Annotated in this window: 11 protein-coding genes and 2 tRNA genes; all 13 read left to right on the top strand. The window is 63.3% G+C overall.

The genetic code is table 11. The features are described from left to right. Positions 1-306 precede the first annotated feature (306 nt). On the top strand, positions 307-1,353 hold the full coding sequence (gene cobD, locus ECTOBSL9_RS00180; RefSeq protein ID WP_063463363.1) for a threonine-phosphate decarboxylase CobD: 1,047 nt from the start codon (positions 307-309) through the stop codon (positions 1,351-1,353). Continuing rightward, positions 1,350-2,816 (top strand): cobyric acid synthase, encoded by a 1,467-nt coding sequence (locus tag ECTOBSL9_RS00175; RefSeq protein WP_063463362.1) that lies wholly within the window; start codon positions 1,350-1,352, stop codon positions 2,814-2,816. The genes cobD and ECTOBSL9_RS00175 overlap by 4 nt, the downstream gene beginning before the upstream one ends. Beyond that, positions 2,813-3,337: a bifunctional adenosylcobinamide kinase/adenosylcobinamide-phosphate guanylyltransferase gene (cobU, locus tag ECTOBSL9_RS00170; protein ID WP_063463361.1), complete on the top strand. Its 525-nt coding sequence runs from the start codon at positions 2,813-2,815 to the stop codon at positions 3,335-3,337. The genes ECTOBSL9_RS00175 and cobU overlap by 4 nt, the downstream gene beginning before the upstream one ends. Then, positions 3,334-4,392 (top strand): nicotinate-nucleotide--dimethylbenzimidazole phosphoribosyltransferase, encoded by a 1,059-nt coding sequence (gene cobT, locus ECTOBSL9_RS00165; RefSeq protein WP_063463360.1) that lies wholly within the window; start codon positions 3,334-3,336, stop codon positions 4,390-4,392. Before cobU ends, cobT begins: the two co-directional genes overlap by 4 nt. Before the next feature lie 2 nt (positions 4,393-4,394). Continuing rightward, a complete protein-coding gene (locus ECTOBSL9_RS00160) occupies positions 4,395-5,024 on the top strand; it encodes a histidine phosphatase family protein (RefSeq protein WP_240481014.1) in 630 nt (209 codons plus the stop codon). Further along, entirely contained in the window at positions 5,021-5,770 is a 750-nt protein-coding gene (locus tag ECTOBSL9_RS00155; protein WP_063463358.1) for an adenosylcobinamide-GDP ribazoletransferase, read from the top strand. The genes ECTOBSL9_RS00160 and ECTOBSL9_RS00155 overlap by 4 nt, the downstream gene beginning before the upstream one ends. A gap of 109 nt (positions 5,771-5,879) precedes the next feature. Then, positions 5,880-7,295: a glutamate--tRNA ligase gene (gene gltX, locus ECTOBSL9_RS00150; protein WP_063463357.1), complete on the top strand. Its 1,416-nt coding sequence runs from the start codon at positions 5,880-5,882 to the stop codon at positions 7,293-7,295. Positions 7,296-7,323: 28 nt separating this feature from the next. Then, a tRNA-Ala gene (locus ECTOBSL9_RS00145) sits at positions 7,324-7,399 on the top strand. Between the two features lie 32 nt (positions 7,400-7,431). Next, positions 7,432-7,623 carry a hypothetical protein gene (locus ECTOBSL9_RS00140; protein ID WP_063463356.1) on the top strand — a complete coding sequence of 64 codons (192 nt, stop codon included), beginning with the start codon at positions 7,432-7,434 and terminating at the stop codon, positions 7,621-7,623. A gap of 108 nt (positions 7,624-7,731) precedes the next feature. After that, positions 7,732-7,807 (top strand) — tRNA-Glu (locus tag ECTOBSL9_RS00135). 143 nt (positions 7,808-7,950) lie between these two features. Next, positions 7,951-8,934 carry an META domain-containing protein gene (locus tag ECTOBSL9_RS00130; RefSeq protein ID WP_063463355.1) on the top strand — a complete coding sequence of 328 codons (984 nt, stop codon included), beginning with the start codon at positions 7,951-7,953 and terminating at the stop codon, positions 8,932-8,934. 194 nt (positions 8,935-9,128) lie between these two features. Further along, a complete protein-coding gene (locus ECTOBSL9_RS00125; protein ID WP_168161510.1) occupies positions 9,129-12,164 on the top strand; it encodes a diguanylate cyclase in 3,036 nt (1,011 codons plus the stop codon). Positions 12,165-12,270: 106 nt separating this feature from the next. Further along, entirely contained in the window at positions 12,271-13,620 is a 1,350-nt protein-coding gene (gdhA, locus tag ECTOBSL9_RS00120; protein ID WP_063463353.1) for an NADP-specific glutamate dehydrogenase, read from the top strand. The last annotated feature ends 14 nt before the right edge of the window (positions 13,621-13,634 follow it).

Raw genomic sequence — 13,634 nt, 5'->3', positions numbered from 1 at the left:
TCCGGACCTCGGGGGGAGCGGGTTCCTGTAAGCGGGCTTCAGCCGCAGGATGCGGCTGCAGAGCCTACAGGGATGTATTCACGGCGTCCCGCTGGAAGGAACCCGGTCCCTCCGAGGTCCACTCCGATCTCCGGCCGGGGCGGCGGCCGATGACTCAGCCATTCGCGGCCGAGGGCCGCTCCCACGGGGGCTTGCTGCAGCCAATGCGGTTTTTACAAGAGCTCTGAAGTATCAGGATTTCGGGGGCGCCCCAAGGTCTCCCTCATCAAAGGATGCCGTTTCGCACTGATCTGGAGGCTGACACGCTTGACCCAATGCAACGCAGACAACCCGGCCGCTTCATCCTCGGTACCCTTCCTGCCACACGGGGGACGTCTGCGTGCAGCAGCCCGGGAAGAGGGCATTCCCCTGGAGGACTGGCTCGATCTGTCCACCGGAATCAACCCCAATGGCTGGCCCGTGCCTGCCGTGCCGGGTGCACAGTGGATGCGTCTGCCGGAAGAGGAGGATGGCCTGGAGGCGGCCGCGAAACATTATTATGGCAGCTCCCACGTGTTGCCCGTGGCGGGCTCCCAGGCGGCCATTCAGGCCCTGCCCACCTTGCTGACGCCGGGACGGTGCGTGGGCGTGCTGCACCCCAGCTACGGTGAGCACGCCCACGCCTGGGAGAGGGCAGGGCACACGGTGCGTGCCCTGGCGCCTGAGACCATCGAGGAACATCTGCCGGTGCTGGATGTGCTGCTGCTGGTGCATCCCAATAACCCCACTGGAGGCCTATTCGATCCAGGGCGCCTGCAGTCCTGGCATCAGCACCTGGCCGACAAGGGCGGCTGGCTCATCGTCGATGAGGCCTTCATGGATGCCACGCCGGAACGCAGTCTGGCCCCTGTCTGCCCGCAGCCGGGGCTGATCGTGATGCGTTCCCTGGGCAAGTTTTTCGGCCTGGCCGGTGCCCGGGTGGGTTTTGTCTTTGCCGAGGCGGATATCCGTCTGCACCTGGCCGCTGCCCTGGGGCCCTGGACCGTGACCGGCCCCTCCCGCTGGGTGGCCACCCGGGCCCTGGAGGATCGCGACTGGCAGAAACAGACCCGCATGGAACTCCATGAGGCAGGGGCGCGGCTCAGGGACTGCCTGGATACACACGGTCTGTCGCCCCACGGCGGTACGTCACTGTTTCAATGGATACGCACCGACCAGGCGCTGGAGCTTCACCAGGCTTTGCGGCACCAGGGCATCCTGACCCGCTTGTTCACCGATCCGCTCAGCCTGCGTTTCGGCCTGCCAGCCAATGAGCAGCAGTGGCAACGCCTGGAAGAGGCCCTCAAGGACACGCTTCGGAAAAACGGCGCATGAGTCGGGGCACCCTGATGATCCAGGGCACCACCTCCGATGCGGGCAAGAGCACCCTGGTCACCGCTTTGGGGCGCGCCCTGGTAAGGCGTGGCCTGGCGGTGGCCCCTTTCAAGCCCCAGAACATGGCCCTGAACAGCGCCGTCACCCCCGAGGGTGGAGAAATCGGGCGGGCCCAGGCGGTGCAGGCCGCGGCCTGTCGGGTGGCGCCCCACACCGACATGAACCCGGTGCTGCTCAAGCCCTGCTCGGATCAGGGGGCTCAGGTGATCCTGGATGGGCAGCCCCTGACGCTGTCCAACGCAGGCGACTACCAACGCCTGAAGCCGGAGTTGCTGGGCCGGGTGGTGGCCGCCCATGAGCGTCTTGGGGCCCGGTATGACGTGGTGCTGGTCGAAGGGGCCGGCTCCCCGGCAGAGATCAATCTGCGCGAGGGGGATATCGCCAACATGGGCTTTGCCGAGGCGGTGGATTGCCCGGTGATCCTGGTGGCGGATATCGATCGTGGCGGTGTGTTCGCTCATCTGGTGGGCACGCTGGCGCTGTTGTCCGAGTCCGAGCGCCGGCGGGTGGTGGGCTTCGTGATCAATCGCTTTCGGGGTGATATCCGCTTACTGGAGCCGGGCCTGGAATGGCTGGAGCGGGAGACCGGCAAGCCGGTGCTGGGAGTGCTGCCGTATCTCAAGGGCCTGTACCTGGAAGCGGAAGATGGGCTGCCCGAGGCGCCCGACATGCCGATAACAGGCAACCCGCAGGGCGAGCCGGTGTTGAATGTGGTGGTGCCTGTGCTGCCCCGCATCAGCAACCACACCGACTTCGATCCCCTGAGACTGCATCCCCGGGTGAATCTTGTCTGGGTTGGGCCTGGGGAAACCCTGCCGCCGGCGGACCTGATCATCCTGCCGGGATCCAAGGCCGTACGTGCGGATCTGGCCTGGCTGCATCAACAGGGCTGGGTGAAGGATATCTTCCGGCACCTGCGCTATGGCGGGCGCCTGCTGGGTATCTGCGGTGGTTTTCAGATGCTGGGACAGCGCCTCCATGACCCGGAAGGCGTGGAAGGAGAACCGGGCAGCAGCGCTGGCCTGGGTCTGCTGGAGATGGAGACCACCCTGGCCCAGGGCAAGCAACTGCGCCAGGTGCGGGGACATCTGCGTGATGGCGCGCCCCTGGAAGGTTACGAGATTCACGCCGGCGTGAGTCGCGGTGCGGCCCTGGCCAGGCCGGCAACACAACTGAACCATGGCCCGGACGGGGCCCTGTCGGAAGACGGGCAGGTGATGGGCACCTATGTCCATGGCCTGTTTGATCGCGGCGAGGCCCTGAGTGCCCTGCTCGTCTGGGCCGGGCTGGATGCCGTGGAGGGCAGGGATCTGTCCGATGACCGGGAGGCCGGTTTCGAGCAGCTGGCCGATGCGGTGGAGACGCATCTGGATATGGAGCGGATTCTGGAGTGGCTGGAATGAAAGAATTGATCCTCGGTGGCGTTCGCTCCGGCAAGAGCGCCCTGGCCGAACGCCTGGCATTGGAGAGTGGTTTGCCGGTGACCTATGTGGCCACTGCCCGGGTACGTGATGACGAGGAGATGCGCCAGCGCATCCAGCATCACCGGGACCGCCGGCCCGATGACTGGGGTCTGGTGGAAGCGGGCGCCGACCTGGCCGATGTGCTTCACCAGCATGCCCGGCCCGACCACTGCCTGCTGGTGGATTGCCTGACGCTGTGGCTCACCCACCTGCTCTGGGATGAAGACGAGAACACCTGCCTCCAGGAGCAGACCCGGTTCCTGGAAGCAATGCCGGCACTGCCCGGACACCTGATCATGGTCAGCAATGAGACCAGCATGGGCATTGTCCCCATGGGGGAGCTGACCCGACGTTTTTGTGACGAAGCCGGCCGGCTTCATCAGACCGTGGCGGCGCGCAGCGACCGCGTGGTACTGACCGTGGCCGGCCTGCCCCTGGTATTGAAAGGAGAAAGCCTTTGAATAATGAAACCCCCTGGTTGCAGGTGCCTGCCGCCGATATCGACGAACAGGCCCGCCTGGATGCGGAAGAACGCCAGACCCGCCTGACCAAACCCCTGGGCTCCCTGGGCCTGCTGGAACCCCTGGCCTGTCGCCTGGCGGGCATGCAGGGCAGCGCCACGCCCCGCGTGGACTCGGTGCAGATCAGCATCTTCGCCGGCGACCACGGGGTGGCAGCAGAGGGTATCTCCCGGTTCCCGCAATCGGTGACGGCAGAGATGGTGCGCAACTTTGCCCGCGGCGGTGCCGCCATCAGCGTACTGGCCCGCTCCCTGGATGCCCGCCTGGAGGTCATCAACCTGGGTACGGTCACCGATACCGGCCCCCTGGAGGGTGTGCTGGACGTGCGTGTGGGCCCGGGTACTGCGAATTTTGTCTCGGCACCAGCCATGGACGTGCATCAACTGGCCCTGGCCATGAACGCCGGTCGCCACAGCGCCGAGCGGGCCCGTCTGGCCGGGACCGAGCTCTACATTGCCGGTGAGATGGGCATCGGCAACACCACCGCCGCCGCCGGGCTGTCCTGCGCCCTCATGGGGCTGGACCCCCGCGAACTGGCGGGGCCCGGTACGGGGCTGGACGTGGCGGGGGTCAGCCACAAGGCCGATGTGCTGCGCCGGGCTCTGGCCTTCCACAAGGACCACCTGGAAGATCCGGTGGAATGCCTGCGCCGTCTGGGTGGCTTCGAGATTGCTGCCATGAGCGGTGCTTACCTGGCCTGCGCCCAGATGGGGATGCCCATCATGGTGGACGGCTTCATCAGTTCCGCTGCTGCCCTGGCCACGGTGCGCATCTGTCCCAGTGCGCGTAACTGGATGATCTTCGGTCATGCCTCGGCCGAGCCGGGTCATCGTCATGTGCTGTCGTCCCTGGTGGCCGACCCCCTGCTGGATCTGGGCATGCGGCTGGGCGAGGCCAGCGGCGCCGCGACCGCCGTGCCCCTGCTGCGCCTGGCCTGTGATCTGCATGGTTGCATGGCCACCTTTGACGAGGCCCAGGTATCGGAGCCCGATTGAGCGTGTCGTCTTCTTCTTTTCATATCGACCTCATGCGTCACGGTGAGACCACAGGTGGTTTCGCCTTTCGCGGCAGTCTGGATGATGCCCTCACGGATCTGGGCCGGGCCCGGATGCAGGCTGGCCATGATCGGCACGGCCCCTGGCAGCAGATCATCAGTTCCCCCCTGCGGCGCTGTCTGGCGCCGGCGCGGGACTGGTCCCGGGACGCGGGCATACCGCTCCAGGAGGAGTCCCGGCTGCGGGAGATGCATTTCGGTACCTGGGAGGGGCGCACTGCGGCGGATCTCATGGAGAGTGAGCCCGAGGCCCTGGGGAAATTCTGGCAGGATCCGCTGAACCACATTCCACCGGGGGCCGAACCCCTGGTGGATTTCCGCGAGCGGGTTTTGCAAGCCTGGGAGGAGGCCCTGGCGAGGGTCGCGGCCGGTCCGCAATTGCTGGTTACCCATGGCGGGGTGATCCGGCTGATCCTGCTCCATGCGCAGCAGCGTCCCCTGTCGGATCTGCTGAAACTGGACGTGCCCCATGCCTGTGTCTACCGCATTCATGTGCAGGAGGGCGGGGGCGTGAGCGCGGTCAGCGCCCTGGGGGCGGTGGACATGGAAGTCGAATCTGGAGATCCGTCATGAAGCCGTTTCTGGTGGCCCTGCGTTTTCTTACCCGTTTCCCCGTGTCCTGGAACAATCCCACCGACCGGCAGGTGGGGCAGTCATTGTTGCACTATCCCTTGGTGGGGCTGCTCATGGGGCTGTGCCTGGCGGGCCTGGCCTGGTTGCTGGGCGAGGGGGTGCTGGCGGCGGCATTGATCATCGTTGCCTGGGTGGTGCTCACCGGGTTGATGCACATGGATGGGCTGGCCGATACCGCCGATGCCTGGATCGGCGGGCTGGGGGACCGGGAACGCACCCTGGAGATCATGAAGGACCCGCGCTGTGGCCCTGCCGGGGTGACGGCCCTGATCCTGGTGCTGCTGGTCAAGTTTGCCGCGGTGCTGGAATTGCTGGCGCTGCTGGGGCAGGGGGGCTGGATGGCCCTGGTCCTGGCGCCCCTGCTGGGGCGGGCCGCCCTGCCGCTGCTGTTCTTGACCACCGACTATGTACGCCCCGGCGGCATGGGCAGTCTGCTGGCTGAACATTTTCCCCGGTCGGCGGCGTGGGTGGTCACGGTCCTGGTGGGCGTGTCTGTGCTGGCGGTGCCGCTATTGCTGGGCCTGGGCTGGGTGGGGGCATGGGCCCTGGTGGGTGCCGGCCTGGTGTTCATCCTCGGTCGTGCCTGGATGCGTCACCGCATCGGCGGCACCACGGGGGATACCGCAGGCGCCCTGGCGGAACTGGTGGAGACGGGTGTTCTGGTGGCGGTGGTCCTGATGATCTGAGACCGCCCCGGGTCGAAACTTGATCCGGGGCAGGTGGCCATGGTGAAGCCACCCGAGCCCTCTGCTACTCTATGCGGCTTGATAGCTAACCCCAGAACCGAGGGACTCCATGAAAGTTCGCACCCGTTTCGCCCCGAGCCCGACAGGTTATCTCCATATCGGTGGCGCCCGTACGGCGTTGTTCTCCTGGCTGTATGCGCGCAAGCACGGCGGTGAATTCGTGCTGCGTGTCGAGGATACCGACCTGGCTCGATCCAATGCGGAATCGGTGAACGCCATCCTGGAGGGCATGAACTGGCTGGGCCTGGAGTATGACGAGGGCCCCTTCTACCAGACCGAGCGATTCGATCGTTACAAGGAGGTGGTGGAACGCCTGATGGACGAAGGCCACGCCTATCGCTGTTACTGCACCCGGGAAGAAGTGGACGCCATGCGTGAGGAACAGATGGCGCGCAAGCAAAAGCCCCGCTACGACGGGCGCTGCCGGATACGCAAGGAGCCCCGCGAAGGCGTCGAACCGGTGATTCGCTTCAAGAATCCGGTGGAGGGCGTGACCACCGTGGATGACATGGTGCGTGGCCGCGTGACCTTCCAGAACAGCGAACTGGACGACCTGATCATTGCCCGTTCCGACGGCACCCCCACCTACAACCTCACCGTGGTGGTGGATGACTGGGACATGCAGATCACTCACGTGATCCGCGGGGACGATCACCTGAACAACACCCCCCGGCAGATCAACATCCTCAAGGCCCTGGGTGTGGAGCCTCCGCGTTACGCCCACCTGCCCATGATCCTGGGGCCGGATGGTGCCAAGCTCTCCAAGCGCCATGGGGCGGTCAGCGTGATGCAGTACCGGGACGATGGTTTCCTGCCCGAGGCCCTGATCAACTATCTGGTGCGCCTGGGCTGGTCCCACGGGGATCAGGAGATCTTCACCCTGGACGAACTCATCGAGTTGTTCGATATCGATGATGTGAACCACTCGGCCTCCGCCATCAATCCGGAAAAGCTGCTGTGGCTCAATCAGCACTACATCAAGACCCTGAATCACGATTACGTTGCCCGTCAGCTTTCCTGGCACATGGGGCAGCGCAACGTGGACCCGTCGGGTCACCCGCCACTGCGGGACGTGGTGGACGTGCAGCGTGACCGCGCCAAGACCCTGGTGGAGATGGCGGATGCCAGCGTGTACTTCTACCAGGACTTCGACGAATACGACGACAAGGCGGCCCGCAAGAACCTCAAGCCCGAGGCCGCCCCGGTGCTGCAGGCCCTGCATGGCGCCCTGGAGGCCCTGGCCGAATGGGAGCCGGAACCGATTCATCTGGCAGTGGGTGGTGTTGCGGAACGTTTGGAGTTAAAATTGGGCAAGGTTGCACAGCCCCTTCGGGTGGCGGCAACCGGGGGTTCCGTATCTCCCTCCATCGATCAGACGCTGTATCTGCTTGGTCGGGAACGTACCCTCAGGCGTATCAAGAAGGCCGTTGAATGGATTGAGTCACAAACTGTTGACAACACCTGAAACGACCCGTAATATACGCACCTCCTTCGGGGCCATAGCTCAGCTGGGAGAGCGCTTGCATGGCATGCAAGAGGTCGGCGGTTCGATCCCGCCTGGCTCCACCAAATGCTTCACCCGGTGATCAGGAAGCTCCGGCATGTATCGATTAGGCAAGATCTCGATGCTCGTCGGAACGCTGGTCTGCTTGATCAGCCTGATCACCGGTTTTACCGCCTTGTTCACCGGTTACGATGAACTGGCAAAGTATTTTCTCTCGTTGGTACCGATCAGTTTCCTGTTGGTCTTCACTGGACTGGTCACCGTTGTTTTAACGGGGCCCAGGGACTGAGTTTTACCCGAGAGAGTGGTTTTGAAGGGCCTTGTCCTGACCTTTCAAAAACACTTAAAAAAGTTCTAGCAAAAATAAATTTTTCTGCTAGAATGCCCGCTTTCTCTAGTCCCCATCGTCTAGAGGCCTAGGACACCGCCCTTTCACGGCGGCGACCGGGGTTCGAATCCCCGTGGGGACGCCATCTTCAAGATCAAGGCCCGGATGACCAGCAATGGCATCCGGGCCTTTTTCGTTCTGTATCCTCCATCGCGTGACCGCATTCCCATTGGCTTCCCTCGCTCACCGAGTATGATAGGAAGCTATTGCCCTGGATGGAGCATCTCAATGAACAAGCAGTTCCTGGTCGGCGTTGCCGCCACATCCCTTTTGGCCCTGGTGGGCTGTAGCTCAGAAGAAGATCGCGCCGCGCTGGCCGGGGGCAGCATGGACCCGGACCCGGCCCGGCTTGGCAGTGTGCTCTGGGATTGCGGAGGCATACCCGTGATCACTCGCCTCAGGGGGGAAACCCTCGAGCTGGTCATGGATAACCATGTTCACCACTTTCAAGCCGAGCCCGCTGCCTCTGGTGCCCTTTACGCGGGCACGGTGAATGGCGATACCGTCTCCTTCTGGAACCGGGGAGATGAGGCTGTACTCACGCTGGATGATGAAACACGGCTGGACTGCCAGATGGCCCAGGCACCGACCTATCGCGCCCAGGGCAATGAGCCCGGCTGGCTGGTGCAGATCGGACCGGACACGCTGGAGATCTCCATGGACTATGGCCAGCGGGAACTCACCCTGGCCACCCCCGAAGCCGTCAGGGATGATTCAGGCGTGCTCTACGCGGCCCCCACGGATGAAGGCTCCCTGGAGATTCGCATCGAGTCAGGGCTTTGCCGGGATAGCATGAGTGGCATGAGCTATCCGGATCAGGTCAGCCTTACCTGGGGCGACACCGAGGTGAAAGGGTGCGGGGGTGACCCGCATGATCTGCTCGTGGGTGATGAGTGGCAGGTGGTGAGCATGGATGACGCGCCCCTGCTGGAAGACTCAAGCGCCACGCTCGCTTTCCTGCCCGGTGAGCGGTTGGCGGGGCTCGCTTCCTGCAATCGCTATATGGGCTCTTATCAGCTGACTGGGGAAACCATGGAGGTGGGTCCCTTGGCCAGTACCCGAATGGCCTGCTCTGAGCCTCTCATGGAGCAGGAAATTTCCTTCATGCAGTTACTGGAGTCGGTGCGGCAACACCATTTTGATGAAGATGGAGCCCTGGTACTGGAAGCCGATGAGGGCCGCAGCCTTCGGGCGGTGAGGGGAGGCGAGTAAGACTTTGTGTGGCGGCTACAAACCATTGACGCCCTGTAATCATTCCGGTCATCTGGATGATGGTCTCAGATCTCCTCAGGGACATTGCAGCGATGCTATGGTCGAATGACGAAGGGGGTCGTCCCCTTGTCAAGGCCGGGCGGGTCTTAATGTCACAGGATAGGACAACACCGTGGTTGGTGGATGCCCCGGGCGTGGGAGCTGCGCCTTTCACACCCGGGGTGCCGCTTGCCACCATTCACTCGGATCGTAACGGGATCATCCTGGATCTCAACGACATGGCCGGGAGCCTGCTGCGGCTCAATGAGCGCCCCGGTCAGGGGATGCGAGGACGTCTGCACCTGAGGGAACTGGTGGCCCCTGGCGAGCCCGAATTATTCGAGAATCTCTTCCTTGAGGCTACGGAACACGGGGCTTCTCTCGCCCAGGATGTGGCCTGTGTGGACACTGCCGGCCGCAGTTTCCGGGTAGATCTGCAAGTGGCATGTGAGCCCGGGGGCGACGGCGAACCGTACCGGTTCGTGTTTTTGCTCGCAGAACGCCTGCGCAACCGCCCCCTGGATTCCCAGACCAACGGTCTGCTGCGGCATTTTTATGACCTGCACGTGATGGGCATGGCCATCCTGGACCCGGTGGATCTCCGCTGGCGCGAGGTGAACGACCGGTTATGCGAAATCCTGGGTTACGAGCGCAGCGCGCTGCTTGAGCGGTCATGGGAGGAGATCTCCGATCCATCGGATCCCGCGTTTGACCGGCAGACCTTCCAGAAATTGTGCACGGGCGGGGCGGAGGCCCATGCGGGAGAAAAGCGCTTCCTGCATCGGGATGGCCATGTGGTGTATGCGGGTATCCATCTACGTGCAGTGCGCGATGCCAGGGGCGGCCTGCGATGCTGCATCGTCACCTTGCGGGATCTCACGCAGGTCCAGCAGGTGGCCCGTGAAACCCGCCGGGAAAAGCACCTGCACACCATGATCAGCCGGGTCAATCAGGCCATCGTTCGCAGTCGTGGCCTCAAACCCCTGTTGCAGGAGGTCTGCCGCATCAGCGTTGAGGTGGGTGGGTTCAGTGCCTGCTGGATCGGGGTGTGGGACCTGTCGGATACCCGCAACTTGCGGGTTTTTGTTCGTGCCGGCGAGGATGTGGGCGACGTGGATCCGTTCCACAGCTCCAGGGAATGGCAGAAGGACCCGATGGTGAATGACGGCGAGCGACTGGTGCTCAATGAACTCCGTCCGGATGAGGGGGTGCCGGGTTCCCGTTCAGCAGCCCGGGCTGGCCGACGTTCCCTGGCCCGCTTTGCCATTGGGGGGCGGGGAGCCGTCACCGGTACGGTGAACCTTTTTTCCGACGAGCATGGTTTCTTCATCCCCTCCGTGGAGACGCTCCTGGTGGAGATGGTCGAGGATCTTTCCGTGGCCCTGGACAGGCTCACTGCCATGGAGGCCCTGGAAATGGCCAATAAGGTGGTTGAATCCAGCCCGGTGGTGCTGTGTCGCTGGGCGCCAGAGCCCGGTTGGCCGGTGGAGTATATCTCCAGCAACGTGGCCCGTTGGGGGCTGTCCGCGGTGGAGCTGGTCTCTGGTCGTACCCTGTTTGTGAATGTCATACACCCCGATGATCGGGCCCGGGTACAGGCAGAGGTGGTGGAGCATGTGCGCCTGAGACGCCCGCGCTATCGCCAGGAGTACCGCTTGGTCACGGGGACCGGCGACATTATTTGGATCGAGGATTTCAACCGTGCGGAATACAGCGAGAAGGGTGAACCTCTGGTCTTCGAGGGTGTGCTGACAGATATCACCCCTCGAAAACAGCAAGAGCAACGGGAGGCCTCCCGTAGCCATGTGCTCTCACTGCTGGCCCAGGGGGCACAGTTGCAGATCATCCTGGATGTACTGGCCAAGGAGCTGGAGCTGGAATGTCCGGACATGCGCTGCAGCATCATGCTGGCGGACGACGCCCATCGTGCCTTGGTAGTGGGCTCTGCGCCGAGCCTGCCGGCCTTTTTCACTCGCGCTGTCAACGGCACGCCCATCCAGGAAAATGTCGGTAGTTGCGGTCATGCGGCGGCCACCGGCAAGGTGGTGATCTCGGAGGATATCCAGACGGATCCGCGTTGGGCTCCGGGCAAGACCGTTGCCCAGGAGGCTGGCCTGGCCTCCTGCTGGTCGGCACCGATCCTGTCGGCCCGCGGGCAGGTGCTCGGGACGTTTGCCGTTTACCATGAACACATCCACAGCCCCAGCGCACGCGATATTCATTTGATTCAGGAAAAGGCCAATCTGGCGGCCATTGCCATCGAGCGCACGCGGGATGCCGAGGCCTTGAAGGAGAGTGCGGAACGCTGGCGTTTTGCCCTGGAAGGGGCCGGGGATGGTGTCTGGGACTGGAATCCGGACACCGACGAGGCCATCCTGTCCCATCGGTGCAAGGAAATCGTGGGTATCGACGATGGGGGTGCCATGCCCAATTACGAGCAGTGGCTGGCGCGGGTGCACCCCGATGATGTTGATCATCTCAACGAGCATCTCTGGGCGCATCTGGATGGCCGCATACCCAACTTTGTCTGCGAGCACCGGGTGCGCGATAGCCGCGGTGGCTGGAAGTGGATCCTGTCCCGGGGGCTGGTGGTGCGACGGGATGAGGGTGGCAAGCCCCTGCGCATGGTGGGTACTGTCACGGACATCAGCGAACGCAAGCGCATGGAGCAGGAACTCCGGGAAATGGCCACCACGGACTACCTCACGGGTCTGGCCAATCGTCGGCACTTTCTCTCTCGTGTCACCGAGGAGATCGCCCGCCTGGAGCGTAATGGCCACCGGGCAGTGGTGATGATGCTGGATCTGGATCACTTCAAGGCCGTGAACGATAATTACGGTCACTCCGCGGGTGACGCGGTACTGCGGCATTTTGCCCACCTGATGCGCGACTGCCTGCGCAAGACGGACACCCCGGGCAGGGTAGGGGGGGAAGAGTTTTCCGTGCTCTTGCCGGATACCGCCATCGAGGCGGCCCTGCATCTGGCTGAGCGTCTGCGTGCGCGGGTGGAACAGGTGCCGGTGAAAGTCCATGGACTGAGCATTCCGGTCACGGTGAGTATCGGTCTGACCCCGTTATGCTCCACGGACATGTCGCCGGACGATGCCCTGCAGCGGGCCGACAAGGCCCTGTATCAGGCCAAGTCTTCAGGTCGCAACCGCGTGGAATTTCTCGCCGCCCCGGATTCATAGGGCGGGCCAGGGGTGCTTCAAGGTCTGACCGGGATTACCCAACGAATTGTGGGAAAGGTTACAATACCCCGCTTAAACACATCGAATGACGCGGAGAAGCCATCCCATGGTCGCAGGTCTGGACGAAAAGCTGGAACCCATCTATCAGGAAGTGCTGCACAGAAACCCGGGGGAAACGGAATTTCACCAGGCCGTGCGGGAAGTACTGGAAACCCTCGGCCCGGTGCTGGTGAAGTATCCTGAACTGGCGGATCGCAAGATCATCCAGCTGTGCTGTGAGCCCGAGCGGCAGATCATCTTTCGGGTGCCCTGGCAGGATGATAAGGGCCAGACCCATATCAACCGCGCCTTCCGTGTCGAATTCAATAGCGCTTTGGGCCCCTACAAGGGCGGCATGCGTTTTCACCCCTCGGTGTACCTGGGCATCATCAAGTTCCTGGGGTTTGAGCAAATCTTCAAGAACGCTCTCACCGGCATGCCCATCGGTGGTGGCAAGGGTGGCAGTGACTTCGATCCCAAGGGCCGTTCCGACGCCGAGATCATGCGCTTTTGCCAGAGCATGATGACCGAACTGTATCGCCACCTGGGCGAATACACCGATGTGCCCGCCGGCGACATCGGCGTGGGTCAGCGTGAGATCGGCTACCTGTTCGGGCAGTACAAGCGCATCACCAACCGCTATGAGTCCGGCGTGTTCACCGGCAAGGGGCTGGACTGGGGCGGCAGTCGCGCCCGCAAGGAGGCCACGGGTTTTGGCACCGTGTTCTTCACGAACGAAATGCTCAAGGTGCGTTCCGATTCCCTGGACGGCAAGACCTGCGTGGTCTCCGGTTCCGGCAATGTGGCCATCTACGCCATGGAGAAGGCCATGGAGCTGGGCGCCAAGGTGGTGGCCTGTTCCGACTCCAACGGCGTGATCGTGGACAAGGAAGGCATCGACCTGGATCTGGTCAAGCAGATCAAGGAAGTGGAGCGTCGCCGCATCAACGCCTACGCCCAGGAGAAGAAGAGCGCCAAGTATCTGGAAGATGGCAACATCTGGGAAGTGCCCTGCCATGTGGCGCTGCCCTGTGCCACCCAGAACGAACTCAATGGTCACGATGCCAAGGCCCTGGTGAAGAACGGCTGCATCGTCGTGGCCGAGGGCGCCAACATGCCCTGCACCCCGGAAGCGGTGCGCATCTTCTCTGACGCGGGCATCGCCTTCGGTCCTGGCAAGGCGGCCAATGCCGGCGGCGTGGCCACCAGCGCCCTGGAGATGCAGCAGAACGCCAGCCGCGACTCATGGACCTTCGAGCACACCGAGGAGCGCCTGCGGGAGATCATGGTGGATATCCACCGCAACTGCTACGAGACTGCCGACGAGTTCGGTGCCCCGGGTAACTATGTGACCGGCGCCAATATCACCGGTTTCCTGAAGGTGGGTCGGGCCATGATGGCCATGGGCGTGATCTGACGCCCTGGGGCACG

It is taken from the genome of Ectothiorhodospira sp. BSL-9, assembly GCF_001632845.1.
Taxonomy (GTDB): domain Bacteria; phylum Pseudomonadota; class Gammaproteobacteria; order Ectothiorhodospirales; family Ectothiorhodospiraceae; genus Ectothiorhodospira.
Note: the sequence above shows the minus strand (reverse complement) of the source record. Positions and strands in the feature narration are given on the sequence as shown.